An 18,012-nucleotide genomic window follows, 5' to 3' on the forward strand; every position below is an offset into this window, starting at 1 on the left:
CTGAGTGTCCGTACTGAGGAGAATCCAATGAAAGCGTGGGAAATTACCTTTGTCGATCAAAAAGGCGAGCGTACTTCGCTGCCTGTCACTTGCGAGCAACAGCCCAGTGTCGAAGAGGCCGCGCGGCTGATTCGCTCCCACCTCTATCCGGTCATGGACGAGCTGGACCTCAATGATTTCCAGGATCGCGCCAGTTCTCCCACGGCCAAATGGCTGAAAGAGCAGAGTGGTGTCGAGATCACCGCGATCACGGAAAAGCCCTGAATCCGCTGTTTTCTGGCACGGCGGTCAACTTGCCGCTACGCTGCAATCAAGCTCGGGCCGTTTTTTGCGACAGTCCGGACTTGCCGATCCACGTCATGCATCAGCTCGAATTGCCCCCGCACGGCTTGTGTGGCGGGCAGGTGCGTTTTGCACTGAAAGTCTATCCATCGGTAGTTAGGAGGACGATTCATGAGCAGCCAATACGAGGACATCAGCAGCACCGTATTGCGACAGATGAAAGAGGGCGGCTTCAACTTCGCCCAGATTCATCCCATCGAGTTTTATGCGGTTTTTCCCGATGAGGCACGGGCACGACGGGCAGCAGGACAGTTTCGTGGGGAGTCGCTCAGTGCGCAGGTGCGCGAGCGCGATGATGGTGCCTGGCACCTGGAATTGAGCAAAGTGATGTATGCCACCTATGGCGGTATCGGCGAATTCGAACAGGATTTCGAAGCGGTGATTGCGCCGTTGGGTGGGGAAATCGAAGGCTGGGGCGTGAAACATGAGCGCCCGCTGGCCTGAACGACGCTTCGCAATGGAGCGTTGAACGCAACGTAAACGAAGCGGTTGCACGCATCTGGTGCAACCGCTTTGCGTTTTAAATACAACCTATTGAAATGTAAGGAATTATGCCGCTGGCACGAGGCTTGCGATGGCTCGGGTGCACGGGTGACAAGGAGTTCGGCATGATCCGCACCTTTTATGACGAGATGTACAGCGCAGACGGTCAGGTCCGTCCGCACTACCGGGAATTCGCCCGTTGGTTGGCCGACACCCCGCCTGAACTGCTGGCGCAACGTCGGCGCGAGGCCGACCTGTTGTTTCATCGCGCCGGCATCACTTTCACCCTGTATGGCGACGAGCAGGGTACCGAGCGCCTGATTCCCTTCGACACGATTCCCCGCAGTATCCCGGCCAGTGAGTGGCGGGTGGTGGAGCGTGGCTGTATCCAGCGGGTCAAGGCCCTGAACCTGTTCCTGGCCGACCTCTATCATGGCCAGCGGATCCTGCGCGCCGGGATCATTCCTGCCGAGCAGGTGCTCGCCAACGAGCAATACCAACTGGCAATGCAGGGGCTGGACCTGCATCGCGACATATATGCGCACATCTCCGGGGTCGACCTGGTGCGTGATGGCGACGGCAGTTACTACGTACTTGAAGACAACCTGCGCACTCCCAGTGGCGTCAGCTACATGCTCGAAGACCGCAAGATGATGATGCGGCTGTTCCCCGAGCTGTTCGCAGCCCAACGCATCGCGCCAATCGACCACTATCCCAACCTGTTGCTCGATACCCTCAAGAGCGCCAGTCCGCTGGACAACCCAAGCGTTGTGGTGCTCACGCCAGGGCGATTCAACAGCGCATTCTTCGAGCATGCCTTCCTTGCCCGGGAAATGGGCGTCGAACTGGTCGAAGGGGCGGATCTGTTCGTGCGCGACGAGCGCGTGTTCATGCGTACCACCGACGGCCCAAAGGCGGTGGACGTGATCTACCGGCGCCTGGACGACGCCTTCCTGGATCCGCTGGCTTTCAACCCCGAGTCGATGCTCGGGGTGCCCGGGCTGCTCTCGGCCTATCGCTGCGGCAACGTGGTGCTGGCCAATGCCATCGGCACCGGGGTGGCTGACGACAAGTCGATCTACCCCTATGTCACCGACATGATCCGCTTCTACCTGGATGAAGAGCCCATCCTCAAGAACGTACCGACCTGGCAGTGCCGCAAACCCGAAGAACTGTCCCATGTGCTGGCGCATCTGCCGGAGCTGGTGGTCAAGGAAACCCAGGGGTCGGGTGGCTACGGCATGCTGGTGGGGCCTGCGGCGACCCGGGCCGAGATCGAGGCCTTCGCCGCGCGGATCAAGGCACGGCCCGCGGCCTATATCGCCCAGCCAACCCTGTCGTTGTCGACTTGCCCGACCTTCGTCGAGAACGGCATTGCGCCGCGCCATATCGACCTGCGTCCCTTCGTGCTGTCGGGCCGGGAAACCCGCGTGGTGCCCGGCGGCCTGACCCGGGTCGCGCTGCGTGAAGGGTCGCTGGTGGTCAACTCGTCCCAGGGCGGCGGTACCAAGGACACCTGGGTGGTCGAGGATTAAGTCATGTTGAGTAGAACTGCCTCTGATTTGTACTGGATGTCGCGTTACCTGGAACGCGCGGAAAACCTCGCGCGGATGCTCGATGTGAGCTATTCGCTGTCGCTGATGCCCCAGGATGGCCGTGGCGATGGCCTGGATGAAGTGGCCATGCCGCTTTTGATCACCGGCACACTGGACGACTACCTGGAGCGCCATGGCCAGTTGCATGCCGAACGCCTACTGCACTTCTTCGCCCTGGACCCGGACAATCCGGCCAGCATCTACAGTTGCCTGGGGGCGGCCCGGGCGTCTGCCCATGCCGTGCGGGGGCGGATCACCGCCGACATGTGGGAAAACATCAATGCCACCTGGCTCGAGATTCGCGGCGTTGCCGAGCAGGGCCTGGGGCGCTATGGCCTGAGCCGCTTCTGCGAGTGGATCAAGGAGCGCTCGCACCTGTTTCGCGGTGCCACCTACGGCACCATCATGCGTAATGACGCGTTCCGCTTCATCCGCCTGGGTACCTTCATCGAACGCGCCGACAACACCCTGCGCCTGCTGGACGCTCGCTACGAGATGCTCGGCGAGGAGGCCGAGGCGGTCAGCGACAGCTCCGCACGGGGCTACTACCAGTGGAGTGCCTTGTTGCGGGCGCTGTCTTCATTCGAGGCCTACACCGAGATCTACCGCGATGCCCCGGCGGCACGGCATGTGGCCGAACTGTTGCTGCTGCGCGCCGATGTACCGCGTTCGCTGCGCGCCTGCACCGAGGAGATCGATCTGATCCTGGCCAGCCTGCCGGGCAGCAACGGCCGTGCGGCACAGCGTCTGGCCGCCGAAGTGGATGCACGGCTGCGCTACACCGGCATCGACGAGATCCTCGCCGAAGGTCTGCACCCCTGGCTGAGCCATTACATCCCGCTGGTGCGCCAGTTGGGCAATGCCATTCACAGCGCGTACCTGGAGGCCGTATGAGACTGACCATAAGCCACGAAACCGCCTATCACTATGAAGATCAGGTGCGTGCCAGCATCCAGTATTTGCGCCTGACACCCCACGACAGCGAGCGCCAGCAGGTGCTCGCCTGGCAGTTGGACCTGCCGCGCCCGGTGCGGGCGCAGCTCGATCCCTTCGGCAATATCCTCCACGTATTGAGCCTGGAAGAACCGCATTCGGACCTGATCATCGGCGCACGCGGCCTCGTGGAAATCGACGAAAGTCGCGAAGCCGAGCATGAAGAGCAGTCACCTTTGCCGTTTCTGCGCTTCACTCGCCTGACCGAAGCCGATGACGCCATGCGCGCGTTCGCCAGCCAGCAATGTCGCAAGCGCCGGGACCGTTCGGCCCTGATCGACCTGATGAATGCGCTGAACCAGCGCATGGCCTATCGACCTGGCAGTACTGCGGTGGATACCAGTGCTGCGCAGGCTTTTGCCGGCGGTGCCGGTGTGTGCCAGGACCATACCCATGCTTTTCTGGCCTGTGCACGCAGCCTGGGGGTGCCGGCGCGCTATGTCTCGGGCTACCTGTTCGACAGCGAGAGCCAACAGATGGCCAGCCATGCCTGGGCCGAAGCCTGGCTCGATGATGCCTGGTACAGCTTTGATGTGACGAACCAGCTGGCCCGCCCCGAGCGGCATCTGAAGCTGGCGGTCGGCCTGGACTACCTGGACGCCTGCCCGGTGCGTGGCATGCGCCGGGGTGGAGGTTGCGAGCAGATGCACGCCAAGGTGCTGGTGACGCCGAGCTTTACTGCCCAGCAACAATGAGCGTCAGGGGTGCTTGCGCGTGGCCATGTGTGAGAGGTAGGCGAGCAGGGCGTCCAGCTCGGCGTCGCTGAGCACCGCGCTGCCGAATCCGGGCATTTTTGCCTGTGGCCATTGGCGCAGGCTCTGTGGATCGCGGATGTAGCGACGCAGGAATGCTGGCTGGAAGTATTCGGTGGGGTTGTGGGGCACGTTGAGGTCGGGACCGAACTGCGCGTCGCCCGCACCGTTGAGGCGGTGACAGGCCAGGCAGTTTTTCTGGAACAGGGTGAATCCCAGGTTGATCGGGTCGTTACTGGCGAGATCCTTTGCAGGCAACAAAGCGGGGAAGCGCTCGACCACCGGGGCCAAGCGCCGAATGCTGGCAACCCGGAAGGGCCACTGTTCCGGGCTGATACGCCCGGCTTGTGGTTGGGTCCAGACCAGGTAGAAAGGGCCTGCGCTGTGTTTGTCCTTGCCCAGCGGGGGCCAGGGGTGGGCGGGGTCTTCAATGGCCAGCCAGGCACGCGCGGGCCCTTTTTTCAGCAGGGGCGCGGCGGGCATTTCGGCGGCAAAGCCGTCATCGGCCACGGCTTGCAGGTGATCTTCGGGGGCTATGCCTTCAAGCAGCGCTGCCAGCGGCACGGCACGGTAGTGCATGGTTTTCTTGTAGGACACATCGTCCGGGATCTCGATGTTCTGCGCCTGGGGATGGGCGAGCAGTTCGGCGCTTTGCCACTGGCGAGTACCGTTACCCAGCTCCAGGGTCAATTGCGCCGCCTGCAGCGGCAGGCAGAGCAGGGTCAACAGCAGGACGAGGCAGCGGCGCATGGGCAGACTCCAACCATCAGGGCTGGCAGAGTACCTGCGCGCCACCGCAAAAGGCCATAGAGAGGTCAGCCGAACAGGCGTGACAAGTTCGGCAGAATCAACAGTAATGTCGTGGCGAAGAGAATGAGCCCGGCTTGGCGTACTTTGGGTTGTTTGAACATGGCTGACCGCCTTCTTGTTGTTATTCCTGAGTGCCCAGTGGCTTCCTTGTCGTCGATCCGGCAAACGGGTAACGCGGTTTGACGTCCAGACGCGAACCTTTGCTGATGGGTATACAACTAACCTTAGGGTCAACGTCAGTTGTGTTTTAGAACGCTTTCATATGTTTTTATAAATTACTGTTTCTTTTGGCTATGAGGCCAAGTGCCATCCAGCAACATTTGCCCTTGCTAGACGCCTGCGAGCAGTCAGCGCCTGGATCCACCACCGGTGACCGTTCGTCAGTGCATCCTACTTGCTTGCAGGCCTTATTCGGGGCAGGCTCTAGGGGGCAATCCCGCCTTTTGTCGTTCAGGACTAAATCTATGTCGTTACGCATCTGCATCCTGGAAACCGACGTCCTGCGACCCGAGCTGGTCGATCAGTATCAGGGCTACGGACGGATGTTCGAGCAACTGTTCACCCGCCAGCCGATCGCCGCAGAGTTTCGCGTCTATAACGTGTTGAACGGCGAATACCCGGAAGATGACCAGGTATTTGATGCCTACCTGGTGACGGGCAGCAAGGCCGACTCGTTCGGCGATGATCCCTGGATCGAAAAACTCAAGACGTTCCTGCTCGATCGCTATCAGCGTGGCGACAAGTTGCTGGGTGTGTGTTTTGGCCATCAGTTGCTGGCCCTGCTGCTGGGCGGCAATAGCGAACGTGCCGTGCAGGGCTGGGGCGTGGGCACCCATCGCTATGTCATGAACGCCAAGGCGCCGTGGATGAGCCCGCAGGTCGAAGAGCTGACCCTGCTGATCAGCCACCAGGACCAGGTGACGCGCCTGCCGGAGAACGCCACGGTGATCGCCTCCAGCGATTTCTGTCCGAACGCGGCCTATCACATCGGCGACCAGGTGCTGTGTTTCCAGGGCCACCCGGAGTTCATCCACGACTATTCGCGAGCGTTGCTGGAGCTGCGCCAGGACAACCTCGGCCAGGAGGTGTACCGCAAGGGCATCGACAGCCTGGCGTACGAGCACCAGGGCAGCACGGTCGCCGAATGGATGATGCGTTTCGTTGCCCACAAGCCCCAGGGCACCTCGGCCTGAGGCTGTCCGTTACAACCAGCCGGAACGTTTGAAGCTGGCAAACAGCGCCGTGCAGCCCACGGCGATCCCGCCCAGTACGGCGAAATAGCCGTAGTGCCAGCTCAGTTCCGGCATGTTCTGGAAGTTCATCCCGTAGATGCCCGCCACAGCGGTGGGAAACGCCAGGATCGCTGCCCAGGCGGCGAACTTGCGTTGCACGATGCTCTGGCGCGATGACTCCAGCAGCATGCCGATCTCGATGGTCTGGCTGGCGATATCACGAATCCCGGCCAGGTCTTCCATCTGCCGGGTGACGTGAATCTGCACATCGCGAAAATACGGGCGCATGTTCTTGTCGATGAACGGGAAGGTCAGGCGCTGCAATTCTTCGCTGACTTCAACCATGGGCGCCACGTAGCGACGCAGGCGAAGAATGTCGCGACGCAAGCTGTGCAGGCGGCGGATGTCTTCTTCCTGGAGCGAATTGCTCAGTACGTTCTGTTCCAGCTCTTCAATCTCGCCGTGGATGGCTTCGCCGATCGGTTGATAGTTCTCGGTGACGAAGTCGAGCAGGGCGTAGAGCACGAAATCCTCGCCATGCTCCAGCAGCAGCGGTCGCGCTTCGCAGCGTTGGCGAACCAGGGCGTAGGATTTTGAATGGCCATTGCGGCAGGTGATGATGTAGCCGTTGCCGGCGAAGATATGGGTTTCGATGAACTCCAGCTTGCCTTCGTGGCGCACGGGCGAGTAGGTGACGATGAACAGCGCATCGCCGAAGGTCTCGAGCTTGGGGCGGCTGTGTTTCTCCAGCGCGTCCTCGATTGCCAGTTCATGCAGGTTGAACTGGCATTGCAGGTTGGCCAGCTCCTGGGCGTTGGGCTCCTCCAGTCCGATCCAGACGAAGTGCCCAGGTTTGCTGGCCCACTGACTGCCTTCATCAAGGCTGATGTTGGTGACCTTTCTGCCGGCGCTGTACACCGCCGCCGCAACGACTCGTCCCATGGTGGTTCGCTTCTTCTGATTTTCGTGCCAGTAGCTTGGTCTGACACACAGAATTGAGCAACCACTCAGGCCTTTTGCAATTCAGCTTCCATCAGGTCGATGCAGCGCTGCATCTGCATCCGGCACTGCTCGGCCAGGGCAGGTACGTCCTGCTGGGTCAGGCCACTGGTGGCGATGGGCGGCAGGGAGCGGATGATGACTTTGCTGCGGCGCCAGCTGTTCAGGCTCAGGCGCCGGGCATATCGGCTGACGCAGACAGGCACGATCGGCACACCGGCTTCCACGGCCATGTGGAAGGCGCCTTTCTTGAACGGGATCAACTGATCGTCGGCGTTGCGAGTGCCTTCGGGGAATACCCAGATAGATGTGTTGTTCTCGCACAAGGTGCGGGTGGTGGTCTGCATGGCGCGGCGGGCCTGGTAGGCGTTGCCGCGATCGATCAGGACGTTGCCGCCCAGCCAGAACAATTGGCCGAACAGCGGAACCCATTTCAGGCTTTTCTTGCCGATGCACACGGTACGCGGCGGCACCACGTGACCGAGCACGAACAGGTCATGGTTGGATTGGTGGTTGGCAATGATCACACAGCCAGGCGGCTGGTCGAACAGCGGGCCGACCTCTGCCTTGACATCAAGGTGCATCAGCCAGGTGGCGGGCAGCCCGTACAGGCGTGCATAGATACGGCTGTTGTCCGGGTTGAATGGCCGGCACAGGCCGATCAGTACACCGACAATTCCAATGACAACAAAATGCAGCCCCAACAGGAGCATGCGTACAAGAAAAAGCATTTTACGACTCACACCAGGCAAACGCGGCGCAGTGTACGGGTGTGCACTTGCGCGGGCAAACGCTCAATGAAGTCGTGACGGCCTGATTGCGTAACCAAATGCAATCAGGCCTTGGTAGGGGGCTTAGCCCATGTGCTCCTGATCGCGGATGATCGCGTCGTCGAGGCTGTCGAGCAACGCCTTGCGCACCTTGAGTTTGGTGTGCTTGTGCGCATTCATGTTGATTTTCTTCAACTGGCGCGCGGCGCTCAGGGCAGCCTCCTGCAGTTGTTCGGCCGGAACGACTTTATCGAGGAAGCCGGCATCCACGGCGCTGGCGGGGTCGAACATCTCGGCGTTGATGACCGAGCGGTGGAATGCCGAGCGACGCAGGCGGTCGCGGGCCAGTTCGATGCCGGCATGGTGCATGGTCATGCCGATCTGCACTTCGTTCAGGCCGATGCTGAAGGGGCCTTCGACGCCGATACGGTAGTCGGCCGACAGCAGCAGGAAAGCCCCTTTGGCCACGGCGTGGCCAGGGCAGGCGACGATGATCGGGAACGGGTGCGAAAGCATGCGACGGGCCAGTGTAGAGCCTGCGGTCACCAGGCTGACGGCTTGCTTGGGACCGGCTGTCATCACCTTGAGGTCATAGCCACCGGAGAGAATGCCGGGCTGGCCGGTGATGATCACCACTGCGCGGTCTTGTACAGCCTGGTCCAGGGCACTGTTGAAGGCGGCGATGACATCAGGCGAGATGGCGTTGACCTTGCCGTTGTTCAAGGTCAGGGTCGCGATACCGTCTTCGAGGTGGTAGGAAATCAGCTCACTCATGACAGGGTTCCTAAAGGGGGAGTGGGGCAGACGTTACTCAGGCCGGGCAGCGAGGTAAAGCGCCGTGACTGACTGACCAGTCAGCCATGCTGCCGGTTGCCTTGAGCTGCGGGAGGGCCAAGGCAAGGGATGCCGAAGCACGCCAGAGATTGGCAGCTATGCCATCTGCCTCGGGCTTTTTGGTTATCCGGCTTAAGCGCATGAATATTCTGAAAAAAACCTTTGCCAAGCGCAGCACTTTCGACTACATTAGCGCACCTCGACGGGCTGAACGGCCTGAAGATACCCGGTGAAGTGTCCGAGCGGTTGAAGGAGCACGCCTGGAAAGTGTGTATACAGGAAACTGTATCAAGGGTTCGAATCCCTTCTTCACCGCCACTTTTAGAAAAGCCCCCGGTCTGAAAAGACCGGGGGCTTTTTGTGTGCGCCAGGCATGGCGCGTTGCGCGTAAGCGCAACCCGCTTGGCTGTGGTGGCCAAGCGGGTGACTTGGAGGTGAAAGTCCTCTACACACCCGGCAAGGGGAAGTGTTAGCCGGAGGCAAGGGTGTCGCGGGTGACCGCGAATCTGAAGGAAGCCCGAGGCAAAATGCTGGCCTGACGAACAGGAAGCGGATAGAGGCGGCACAGCGGGGTGAGGTGGCACAAATCGCCAAAGCCCAATACTTGCACGGAACGCTGTGACGTAGATCCGACAGGCATAAGCAGGAAGGTCGCGCGAATTACCCTGGGAGATCTGTACGTTTGCCATTGTGCTACCGCGCGTCGAAAGGCGACGGGATGAGCGTGCAGAAGTCAGCCGAAGCCGTAGTAAGTGGCGGTTAACCGCGCCACCAAGGGCCGAACAGGTTATGCCGCCAGTAGGCGTCGCCGTCTCGTTGGTAACCGTAATGCAGAAATTTCCCACAGCGGAAACTGTCATCCCGAGCTCCGGCCAGAAGCCGAGGGTGACGCCTGACAGTGCAAAGGTATCGACGGCGTCCGTGACGTGGACGAACGCGGAGCCGGACACGCTGATGGAGCGGGTGCTTGCACCGGCCAACCTCAGACGTGCGTATCAACGCGTGGTCAGCAACAAGGGAGCACCGGGTGCCGATGGCATGACGGTTGCTGACTTGGCGGGCTACGTGAGACAGTATTGGCCAACCCTCAAGGCCAGGTTACTGGCCGGTGAATACCAGCCCCAAGCAGTGCGAGCGGTTGAAATTCCCAAGCCGCAGGGCGGCACACGGCAACTGGGAATCCCCAGCGTCGTGGATCGCCTGATCCAGCAAGCACTGCAGCAGCAGCTCACACCTATCTTCGACCCACTGTTCTCGGACTACAGCTATGGTTTTCGTCCGGGCAGAAGTACGCATCAAGCCATCGAGATGGCTCGTGCTCATGTGACAGCGGGACACCGCTGGTGCGTGGAACTCGATCTGGAGAAGTTTTTCGATCGGGTCAATCACGACATCCTCATGGCCTGCATCGAACGTCGGATCAAAGACAAGTGCGTACTCAGGCTTATCCGCCGCTACCTTGAAGCCGGGATCATGTCGGGCGGTGTCGTCAGCCCACGGCAGGAGGGGACGCCGCAAGGCGGCCCGCTTTCGCCGTTGCTGTCGAACATCCTGCTCGACGAACTCGACCGCGAGCTGGAGCGACGGGGCCATCGCTTCGTACGTTATGCCGATGATGCGAACATCTATGTACGCAGTCCCCGGGCCGGCGAACGGGTGTTGGTCAGCGTCGAGCGCTTCCTGAGAGAACGTCTGAAGCTGACGGTGAACAGGAAGAAAAGCCAAGTGGCAAGGGCGTGGAAGTGCGACTACCTAGGCTATGGGATAAGCTGGCACCAGCAGCCAAGGCTGCGCGTGGCAAGGATGAGCCTAGACCGCTTACGCGACCGGCTCAGAATGCTGCTGCGCAGCGTACGGGCTCGCAAAATGGCGACTGTCATCGAGCGGATCAACCCCGTCCTGAGAGGCTGGGCTAGCTACTTCAAGCTCAGCCAGAGCAAGCGGCCGCTTGAGGAACTGGATGGTTGGGTCAGGCACAAACTCCGCTGCGTCATCTGGCGTCAATGGAAGCAGCCTCCCACGAGGCTGAGAAACTTGATGCGCCTGGGGTTGAGCGAGGAGCGTGCCAACAAGTCAGCCTTCAATGGCCGAGGTCCATGGTGGAATTCGGGAGCGCAACATATGAACTACGCGCTGCCAAAGAAACTGTGGGACCGGCTCGGGCTGGTCTCGATACTGGATACGATTAACCGGCTTAGCCGCGTAACCTGAACCGCCGTGTACGGAACCGTACGCACGGTGGTGTGAGAGGACGGCGGGTGTGAATCCGCCTCCTACTCGATTTTCAGCTGTAGGAGCGGGCTTGCCCCGCGATGCAGTGTGGCTGACACACCGCTATCGCGGGGCAAGCCCGCTCCTACATGCGTGTTTAAAAGCTTACCGTCGCCGATACCCGCGCCGTCCTCGGCGCGCCCTGGAACAGATAGCCATCGCCCAGGTATTCCCCGGCGTCCCGCCAGTAGCGCTTGTCGAAGACGTTATCCACCATCAGGCGCACCACAGTGTCGTAGCCTGCGATCCGCGTGCTGTATCGGCTGCCCAGGTCGAACACCGCGTAGCTGCCCACTTCCACCGTACCGGCCTGGTTGGCGTACTTGCTGGCGCTGTAGCGTGCCCCGCCCAGCAGGGCCAGGCCCTGCACCGGCAGACTGTAGTCGGCCTGTACGGCGGCGCGAAAGTTGGGCACGTTGATCGCCTGGTGACCTTCGAAGTCGGCCGTGTCGCTGTTTTTCACCCGCGCGCGGATCGCCGCAGCGCTGGCGTTGATCTGCAGGCGCTCGGTCAGCCAGCCGCTGGCGCCCAGCTCCAGGCCCACGTTTTTCTGTTGCCCTTGTTGCACGTAGGTGAAGTTGCCGTCGCCCTCCGGTCGTGAGTATTGATAAGCCTGGCGCAGCTGGAACAGCGCGGCGCTCAGGCTCAGGCGCTGCCAGTCGCGCTTGACGCCCACTTCCAGTTGATGGGACAGGGTCGGGGCAAGGATTTCGCCACTGTTGCCGGCAAACCACGGGGCGGTGCCGCCCGAGGAAATGCCCTTGCTGTAGCTGGTGTACAGGGAAATGTCCGGGCGTGGCTTGTAGATCAGTGCCGCGTTGGGCAGCAACTGATAGTCGCGGGTATGTCTGCCGGGGGTGCCATCTTCGGCGAAGGTCTTTTCATCCAGCCGCACCAGGCGTGCGCCGAGCACGGTCTGCCACTGTTCGTTGAAGCTGATCCGATCGCTGGCAAACAGTCCGTACTGGCGGCTGTCCAGGCGGCGGGTGCTGTGGCCTGGCGTTTTGTCGGAGGGTTGGAGCGCCGGTGTTTCCTGGTAGATATTGCCGCTGCCGATCCATTCGTTGAAATACGGGCGCTGATCCAGGGTGCGCCGTTGGGCGCTGGCACCCATGGTCAGTTCGTGGCCCAGGCCCAGGGTATCGAAGCGGCCATTGAGCGCTGCCTGTGCTTCATCGGTGCGGCGGGTATCGTCGGGGCTGCGGTAGTCGTAGATGTCATAGTCACCCGCACTGCTGAAGTACGCGCCTTCGCTGGAACCCCAGGCAAATGAGCTGTAGTCGTCGATCACTACCTTGCTGTGCGAGGCGCTGAGGCTGCCGGTCCAGGTGTCGTTGAATCGGTACTCGAACCGTGTGCCCAGGTTCAGCGAGTCGATGCTCACCGGGTTCGCCCACTGCTGATAGGCAAGGCGGTCGTGAGGGTCGATGTCATGGGGCAGGCTGTTGCCCCCGAGCAGTTGATAGCCCGGCACCGAACGCTGTTCACGGTGTTGGTACTCGGCATCCACTTGCAGCAACGCGTCGGGGTTTATCTGCCAGTCGAAGGCCAGGGCGGCGAAATCGCGCTTGCCATCGGCATGCTCGACATAAGAGCGGATATCTTCATGGGCTAGGTTGGCGCGCAGGCCGAACTGCCGCTCGCTGCCGAACCAGCCGCCCAGGTCGGTGGCGATGTAGCGCTCACCTTGCTCGTTGCTCGACACCGTCACCGAGCGCACGTCTTCAGGCCGCTTGGTGACGTAGTTGATCAGCCCTCCGGGTTCGGCGACGCCGCTTTGCAAGCCGGACAGGCCCTTGAGCAATTCGACCTGCTGCTTGTTCTCCAGCGCCACGTTCTGCTCGCCAGCAATGGTCTGGCCGTTGATCTTGTAACTGCTGGCGGCATTGAGCTCGAAGCCGCGCACGTTGAAGTTCTCGTAGTAGCCGATCGGCGCATAGCTTTCGCCCACCGAGGCATCGCTTTGCAGCAGTTCGCTGAGCTTTCGCACCTGCCGATCGGCGATCAACTGCTCGCTGAATACGGCAACCGACGCGGGGGTCTCCAGCAATGGGGCGGGCATAAAACCTGTCACCGACGCTTCATCGACCTTATAGCCCTCGCTGTACACCTCGGACACCTTCACTGGTGCCAGTGTGATGCTGTCCTGCGCCAGGCTGTGGGCGGCGGGCAAGGCCAGGCTCAAGCCGAGCAGGCCCAGGGGCAGGTGGGGGCGGGGCAGGGACATGCAGAAAGCTCCTTGAAGGCATGCAGCAGACGCGCCGTTATGCACCGTCGCGGTCCGGGGGCGTGGATCTGATGAGTTGAAGAGGGGACAGGCCTGCCGGCATTGCGCCGGGCAGGCGGGCGCGCATCTTAGCAGGGGGCGCCGGATTGCGGAGCACCTGTTTTGACCGCTTAACAGCAATGAGCGAGGGAGGTACGAAAGCCGGTTCAGCGATTGGCGGCGGGCAACGCCTGTCGACGCCAATGGCCATTGATTTTCGACCAGGTCTTGCTGTCGGTGACGGCCATCAGCTTGCGGCCATCCTTGAAGGTGGCGAGAAAGGTCACCTCCTCTTCCTTGCCACCCAGCCACAGGCCGGCAATCAGGCCGACGGGGCCTGCGACGAGCGCGCCTGCCATGCCCCAACCCAAGGCACTGCCTAGGCTGCGGCTGGACTCCTGGTTGGCGACGATCAGGTCGCTGATGCGGGTAAGGGCGATTTTTTCCCCAGGGTTGGGGCTGCGGCAGGTCTTGAGTGTGAGCGATCCATTGCGATATTCGCCCTCACCTTGCAAGAAATCGCCGGACTGGACCGTGAGTCTTGTCATTGTGTCAATCCAATTTGAAGGGGCTTTCGACCAACCCGTACTCAACGCTCGGGCTACTGCAAGTCAATGCCCAGGCGACGGAGGGTCGCCTGGGCGGCGCAAGTCAAACCGTGCGTGCGCGCAGGCTGCGCTGGCGCTCCGCCAGGCTCCAGACCAGCAAGGCCAGGCTGCCGATGGCAAGGCCGGCGATGACGATGGCGTTCCAGCCGTGGGACTGGAACAGTTGGGTGCCGAGCAGCGAACCCAACGCCCCGCCGATGAAATAGCAGGTGATGTAGCCGGCATTCAGACGGTTGCGCGCCTCCGGGCGCAGCGCAATGACTGCGTTCTGGTTGCTCACATGTACCAGTTGCACGGCGAGGTCCAGCAGCAGCACGCCAGCCAGCAAGGCCAGCAGGGAGGATTGGGCAAAGCCCAGGGGAATCCACGACAACAACAAGGCCAGCAGCCCGACCGTCGTCCCCAGCGGCCCCTTGCCGCGGTCGGCCAGGCGGCCGGCCCAGTTGGCCGAGAGCGCACCGGCGGCACCGGCCAGGCCGAAGAGGCCGATTATCGCGTCGGAGTAGTGATAGGGCTCGGCAGCCAGGAGAAACGCCAGTGGTGTCCAGAACAAGGCGAACAAGCTGAAGGCCAGCAGGCCGAGCAGCGAGCGCAGGCGCAGCACCGGCTCATCGACGAACAAGCGGAACACCGAGCCGATCAGCGCCGGATAGTTGAGCCCGGCGTGCTGGTGGCGTTCGGGCAGGGCGCGATACAACGCAATGGCACACACCGCCATCAAGGCGGCCGCCAGCAGGTAGATGCTGCGCCAGCCGCCGAGCTCGGCCATGAAGCCTGCGGCGGTTCGCGCCAGCAGGATGCCCAGCAGCAGCCCACTCATCAGTGTGCCGACCACCCGACCGCGCTGGCTCGGGTCGCTCAGGCCGGCCGCCATGGGCACAAGGACCTGGGCTACCACCGAGAACAGGCCGGTCAGCGTGGTGCCCAGCAGCAACCACGGCAGGCTCGCAGAGAAGGCGCTGATCAACAGCCCGAGGGTACTGATGCCGATCATGCTGACAATCAGCCGGCGTTGTTCGAACAGGTCGCCCAAGGGTGCCAGCAACAGCAGGCCCGCGCCATAACTCAACTGCGCGGCAATCACGATGGCGCCGGCGCTGGCGGTGGTCAGGCCGAAGTGTTCGGCGATGCTGTGCAACAGCGGCTGCGCGTAATAGTTGCTGGCTACGGCGAGACCGGTGGCTATCGCCATCAGCAGGATCAGGCCGCGACTCAAGGGGGAGGTGGAGGTGGTCATGGACCGTCTCGATCAGTGGCAGATGGGAAGTGACAGTATCGGAAATGCGCTAGCATGACGCCAATGTATCGTTTTCATTCTATCCATCTTGAAAACAGATTGATCCATGAACCTCAAGCAAATCGAATATGCCCTGGCGGTCGTCGATACCGGTAGTTTCACTCGGGCTGCGGAACGTTGCCACGTCGTTCAGTCGGCGCTCAGTCACCAGATTGCCCGGTTGGAGGAAACTCTGGGGGTCAGCCTGTTCGAACGTAGCTCGCGGCGAGTGCGCCTGACCGCTGCGGGTGAGGCGTTCGTGCAGAGTGCGCGGCCTGCGCTGGAAGCCACCCGGCGCATTGCCGAGGACGTAGCGGCCGCCTGTGGCGAAGTGCGTGGGCAGTTGTCCATTGGCGAGATCACCTCGCTGACCGAGCTGGACCTGGTCGACTTGCTGGCCGGCTTTCATCGCCGGTATCCGCACGTGGATATCCGCTGGCTGATGGCCAAGAGTGAGCTGTTGATCGCCGACGTGCTTGAGCGGCGACTGGATGTGGGCTTCATCGGGGTATGGCCCGGAGGCCGTCCGGAAGGCGTCGAATGCCGCCTCCTGGCCGAAGAGGAACTGGTGGCGGTGCTGCCTCTGGGCCATCCACTGGTGGCGGTCGAGGAGCTGTCGCTGGCGCACCTGGAAAACCAGCCGCTGGTGGATTTTCCGGCCGGCACCGGCGCCCGGCGCCAGACCGACGAGGCGTTTGCCGCGGCAGGCTTGCGCCATCGGGTGCAGTTCGAGGTCACCAACATTCGCCTGGTCGAGAAATTCGTCCAGCGTGAGCTGGCCGTTGGACTGGTGCCCGCGCGTATTGCCTGCGGGTTCACTGAGGTTGCCGTGGTGGCCGTGCGTGATGCGCCGCGACGTCACCTCTATGCGATCTGGTCGAAAAACCCGACCCCGGCGGCCAGGGCATTCGTTCAGATGATTGAACACAACCTGGACGCCAGGGCAGCAGACTGATCGCATCAGGCCGCGAAACCGCCGTCGATGGTCAGGCTGGCACCCGTGATGTAGGCGGCTTCCGGGCTGGCCAGGTAGGCAACGAAGCTGGCGATCTCTTCGACTTCACCGTAGCGTCCCACGGCCATGTAGCCCATCAGGCTTTCGGCGAACTCGCCCTTGGCCGGGTTCATCTCGGTGTCCACAGGGCCGGGTTGCACATTGTTGATGGTGATGCCCAGCGGGCCGAGGTCCCTTGCCAGGCCACGGGTCAGGCCGACCAGGGCGGACTTGCTCATGGCATAGGGGCCGCCGCCGGCAAAGGGCATGCGTTCGGCGTTGGTGCTGCCGATATTGATGATGCGACCGCCTTGGCCCATGTGCCGGGCCGCAGCTTGCGTGGCAACGAACACACTGCGTACGTTTACCGCCAAGGTGCGGTCGAAGTCATCCAGGTCGAACTCCAGCAGGGGGGCGACGGCCAGCACACCCGCGTTGTTGACCAGGATGTCCAGCCCGCCAAAGGCATCGACCGTGGTTTGCACCGCGTGTTGCACGGCGCTGGCATCGGCGCTGTCGGCCTGGATGGCCAGGGCCTTGCCGCCGCTGGCGTTGATGCTGGCTTGCAGGGCATTGGCCTGTTCGGTGGCGTTGGCGTAGGTGAACGCGACACTGGCGCCTTCGGCGGCCAGGCGTTTGACGATGGCTGCACCGATACCGCGTGATCCGCCCTGGACCAGGGCCACTTTACCGTTGAGGCGGGTTTGGGTCGACATAGTGTGCTCCCGAAAGAACAAGGCCGAATGCCTTGGATGGGGCCCAGTATCGGCGTCGTATTACCCTCTGAATAGCCGGTAATCGCTATAGTCTGTGTAAACCACAAGTATGGAATCGGCTCCTTGGAAACCTTCAGCAGTATCGAATGCTTTGTGCGCAGCGCCGAGGTCGGCAGCTTCGCCGAAGCCGCCAGGCGCCTGAGCCTGACACCGGCGGCAGTGGGTAAGAACGTCGCGCGCCTGGAGGCGAACCTGGGCGTGCGACTGTTCCAGCGCAGCACCCGGCGCTTGACCCTGACCGAGGCTGGGCAGCGATTTCTGGGGGAGGTGGCCAGCAGTTTCCAGACCATCCAGTACGCCGTGGCCAACCTGGCCAGTGCCGAGGGGCAGCCGGCCGGCACCTTGAAAGTGAGCATGGGAACGGTGTTCGGGCGCCTGTACATCGTGCCGCTGCTGGGCGAGTTTCTGCGGCGTTATCCGGCCATCAACCCCGACTGGCACTTCGATAACCGCCAGGTCGACCTGATCGGCCAGGGTTTCGATGCCGCCATCGGCGGCGGTTTCGACCTGCCCCAGGGCGTAGTGGCGCGCAAGCTGACCCCGGCGCACCGCATCCTGGTGGCGGCACCGGCCTTCATTGCGCACCACCCGCCGATTCATCGGCCTGCCGACCTGCACGCAGTGGACGGAATCCTGATTCGTTCGCCGCAGACCGGCCGGGTCCGCTCGTGGCCATTGACCAATCGCCAGCAGGAGCAATGCCCGCTGGACATTCGCCTGCGAATGACCATGAGTGATTCGGAAGCCGCGTGCGGGGCGGCGCAGCAGGGGCTGGGCGTGGCGCTGGTGAGCATGCCGTTCGCAGTGCCTTACCTGGAGGCGGGGAGTCTGCTGCGGGTGTTGCCGGACTGGTACGTGGATGACGGCAACATTTCGCTCTATTACGCCGAGCACAAGTTGTTGCCGGGCAAGACGCGGGCCTTCGTGGATTTCATCCTCGAGCAGTTTGCGGCCCAGGGGTTGGCGCAGCGGTTCGACGGGAGCATCGCTCAGTAGGTGCAGGCTTGCCCC

At 62.1% G+C, this 18,012-nt stretch carries 17 protein-coding genes and 1 tRNA gene; 10 read left to right on the forward strand and 8 right to left on the reverse strand.

The genetic code is table 11. The features are described 5' to 3' along the window. The first annotated feature begins 27 nt into the window (after positions 1-27). From NPS58_RS00740 to NPS58_RS00760, 5 genes are all read left to right on the forward strand, one after another. A complete protein-coding gene (locus tag NPS58_RS00740) occupies positions 28-264 on the forward strand; it encodes a hypothetical protein (protein WP_274112757.1) in 237 nt (78 codons plus the stop codon). 189 nt (positions 265-453) lie between these two features. Then, positions 454-786, forward strand: coding sequence for a ribonuclease E inhibitor RraB (locus NPS58_RS00745; RefSeq protein ID WP_274112759.1), 333 nt, complete (start codon positions 454-456; stop codon positions 784-786). Positions 787-950: 164 nt separating this feature from the next. Continuing rightward, positions 951-2,360 (forward strand): circularly permuted type 2 ATP-grasp protein, encoded by a 1,410-nt coding sequence (locus tag NPS58_RS00750; RefSeq protein WP_274112761.1) that lies wholly within the window; start codon positions 951-953, stop codon positions 2,358-2,360. Positions 2,361-2,363: 3 nt separating this feature from the next. Further along, entirely contained in the window at positions 2,364-3,314 is a 951-nt protein-coding gene (locus tag NPS58_RS00755; protein WP_274112763.1) for an alpha-E domain-containing protein, read from the forward strand. After that, the gene (locus NPS58_RS00760; RefSeq protein WP_274112765.1) at positions 3,311-4,108 is read left to right on the forward strand and encodes a transglutaminase family protein; all 798 of its coding nucleotides are present in this window, start codon (positions 3,311-3,313) and stop codon (positions 4,106-4,108) included. The genes NPS58_RS00755 and NPS58_RS00760 overlap by 4 nt, the downstream gene beginning before the upstream one ends. 3 nt (positions 4,109-4,111) lie before the next feature. Here NPS58_RS00760 and NPS58_RS00765 read toward each other — a convergent pair whose 3' ends face one another. Beyond that, positions 4,112-4,915, reverse strand: a complete 804-nt coding sequence (locus NPS58_RS00765; RefSeq protein WP_274112767.1) for a cytochrome c — start codon at positions 4,913-4,915, stop codon at positions 4,112-4,114. Positions 4,916-5,439: 524 nt separating this feature from the next. Between NPS58_RS00765 and NPS58_RS00770 the strand changes: the two genes are divergently transcribed. After that, positions 5,440-6,168: an amidotransferase gene (locus NPS58_RS00770; protein WP_274112769.1), complete on the forward strand. Its 729-nt coding sequence runs from the start codon at positions 5,440-5,442 to the stop codon at positions 6,166-6,168. Positions 6,169-6,177: 9 nt separating this feature from the next. Here NPS58_RS00770 and NPS58_RS00775 read toward each other — a convergent pair whose 3' ends face one another. The 3 genes from NPS58_RS00775 to NPS58_RS00785 all read right to left on the reverse strand — a co-directional run bounded on the left by NPS58_RS00775 (position 6,178) and on the right by NPS58_RS00785 (position 8,750). Beyond that, complete coding sequence (locus NPS58_RS00775; protein ID WP_274112771.1) at positions 6,178-7,149, reverse strand: magnesium and cobalt transport protein CorA; 972 nt, start codon at positions 7,147-7,149, stop codon at positions 6,178-6,180. A 65-nt stretch (positions 7,150-7,214) separates the two neighbouring features. Continuing rightward, a complete protein-coding gene (locus NPS58_RS00780) occupies positions 7,215-7,937 on the reverse strand; it encodes a lysophospholipid acyltransferase family protein (RefSeq protein WP_274112773.1) in 723 nt (240 codons plus the stop codon). Between the two features lie 123 nt (positions 7,938-8,060). Next, positions 8,061-8,750, reverse strand: a complete 690-nt coding sequence (locus NPS58_RS00785) for a crotonase/enoyl-CoA hydratase family protein (RefSeq protein WP_274112775.1) — start codon at positions 8,748-8,750, stop codon at positions 8,061-8,063. 288 nt (positions 8,751-9,038) lie between these two features. Here NPS58_RS00785 and NPS58_RS00790 point away from each other — a divergent pair. After that, positions 9,039-9,128 (forward strand) — tRNA-Ser (locus tag NPS58_RS00790). A 471-nt stretch (positions 9,129-9,599) separates the two neighbouring features. Continuing rightward, positions 9,600-11,021 (forward strand): group II intron reverse transcriptase/maturase, encoded by a 1,422-nt coding sequence (gene ltrA, locus NPS58_RS00795; RefSeq protein ID WP_003253430.1) that lies wholly within the window; start codon positions 9,600-9,602, stop codon positions 11,019-11,021. Positions 11,022-11,178: 157 nt separating this feature from the next. On the opposite strand, the gene NPS58_RS00800 is transcribed toward ltrA, so the two are convergent. The 3 genes from NPS58_RS00800 to NPS58_RS00810 form a co-directional block, all read right to left on the reverse strand. Next, on the reverse strand, positions 11,179-13,308 hold the full coding sequence (locus NPS58_RS00800) for a TonB-dependent siderophore receptor (protein ID WP_274112777.1): 2,130 nt from the start codon (positions 13,306-13,308) through the stop codon (positions 11,179-11,181). 206 nt (positions 13,309-13,514) lie between these two features. Next, complete coding sequence (locus NPS58_RS00805) at positions 13,515-13,895, reverse strand: hypothetical protein (RefSeq protein WP_274112779.1); 381 nt, start codon at positions 13,893-13,895, stop codon at positions 13,515-13,517. Between the two features lie 103 nt (positions 13,896-13,998). Then, a complete protein-coding gene (locus NPS58_RS00810; RefSeq protein ID WP_274112781.1) occupies positions 13,999-15,192 on the reverse strand; it encodes an MFS transporter in 1,194 nt (397 codons plus the stop codon). 106 nt (positions 15,193-15,298) lie between these two features. Between NPS58_RS00810 and NPS58_RS00815 the strand changes: the two genes are divergently transcribed. Beyond that, positions 15,299-16,186, forward strand: coding sequence for a LysR family transcriptional regulator (locus NPS58_RS00815; protein WP_274112783.1), 888 nt, complete (start codon positions 15,299-15,301; stop codon positions 16,184-16,186). 5 nt (positions 16,187-16,191) lie between these two features. Here NPS58_RS00815 and NPS58_RS00820 read toward each other — a convergent pair whose 3' ends face one another. Then, complete coding sequence (locus tag NPS58_RS00820; RefSeq protein ID WP_274112785.1) at positions 16,192-16,941, reverse strand: 3-oxoacyl-ACP reductase family protein; 750 nt, start codon at positions 16,939-16,941, stop codon at positions 16,192-16,194. 123 nt (positions 16,942-17,064) lie between these two features. Between NPS58_RS00820 and NPS58_RS00825 the strand changes: the two genes are divergently transcribed. Further along, positions 17,065-17,997: a LysR family transcriptional regulator gene (locus NPS58_RS00825; protein WP_274112787.1), complete on the forward strand. Its 933-nt coding sequence runs from the start codon at positions 17,065-17,067 to the stop codon at positions 17,995-17,997. Positions 17,998-18,012: the final 15 nt, after the last annotated feature.

It is taken from the genome of Pseudomonas putida (assembly GCF_028682455.1).
GTDB classification, from domain to species: Bacteria; Pseudomonadota; Gammaproteobacteria; order Pseudomonadales; family Pseudomonadaceae; genus Aquipseudomonas; species Aquipseudomonas putida_AA.

Excerpts from the sequence above, each read along its gene's own strand:
- NPS58_RS00740 (WP_274112757.1), top strand. The coding sequence starts at position 28 with ATGAAAGCGTGGGAAATTACCTTTGTCGATCAAAAAGGCGAGCGTACT.
- NPS58_RS00745 (WP_274112759.1), top strand. The coding sequence starts at position 454 with ATGAGCAGCCAATACGAGGACATCAGCAGCACCGTATTGCGACAGATG.
- NPS58_RS00750 (WP_274112761.1), top strand. The coding sequence starts at position 951 with ATGATCCGCACCTTTTATGACGAGATGTACAGCGCAGACGGTCAGGTC.
- NPS58_RS00755 (WP_274112763.1), top strand. The coding sequence starts at position 2,364 with ATGTTGAGTAGAACTGCCTCTGATTTGTACTGGATGTCGCGTTACCTG.
- NPS58_RS00760 (WP_274112765.1), top strand. The coding sequence starts at position 3,311 with ATGAGACTGACCATAAGCCACGAAACCGCCTATCACTATGAAGATCAG.
- NPS58_RS00765 (WP_274112767.1), bottom strand. The coding sequence starts at position 4,915 with ATGCGCCGCTGCCTCGTCCTGCTGTTGACCCTGCTCTGCCTGCCGCTG.
- NPS58_RS00770 (WP_274112769.1), top strand. The coding sequence starts at position 5,440 with ATGTCGTTACGCATCTGCATCCTGGAAACCGACGTCCTGCGACCCGAG.
- NPS58_RS00775 (WP_274112771.1), bottom strand. The coding sequence starts at position 7,149 with ATGGGACGAGTCGTTGCGGCGGCGGTGTACAGCGCCGGCAGAAAGGTC.
- NPS58_RS00780 (WP_274112773.1), bottom strand. The coding sequence starts at position 7,937 with ATGCTTTTTCTTGTACGCATGCTCCTGTTGGGGCTGCATTTTGTTGTC.
- NPS58_RS00785 (WP_274112775.1), bottom strand. The coding sequence starts at position 8,750 with ATGAGTGAGCTGATTTCCTACCACCTCGAAGACGGTATCGCGACCCTG.
- ltrA (WP_003253430.1), top strand. The coding sequence starts at position 9,600 with ATGCCGCCAGTAGGCGTCGCCGTCTCGTTGGTAACCGTAATGCAGAAA.
- NPS58_RS00800 (WP_274112777.1), bottom strand. The coding sequence starts at position 13,308 with ATGTCCCTGCCCCGCCCCCACCTGCCCCTGGGCCTGCTCGGCTTGAGC.
- NPS58_RS00805 (WP_274112779.1), bottom strand. The coding sequence starts at position 13,895 with ATGACAAGACTCACGGTCCAGTCCGGCGATTTCTTGCAAGGTGAGGGC.
- NPS58_RS00810 (WP_274112781.1), bottom strand. The coding sequence starts at position 15,192 with ATGACCACCTCCACCTCCCCCTTGAGTCGCGGCCTGATCCTGCTGATG.
- NPS58_RS00815 (WP_274112783.1), top strand. The coding sequence starts at position 15,299 with ATGAACCTCAAGCAAATCGAATATGCCCTGGCGGTCGTCGATACCGGT.
- NPS58_RS00820 (WP_274112785.1), bottom strand. The coding sequence starts at position 16,941 with ATGTCGACCCAAACCCGCCTCAACGGTAAAGTGGCCCTGGTCCAGGGC.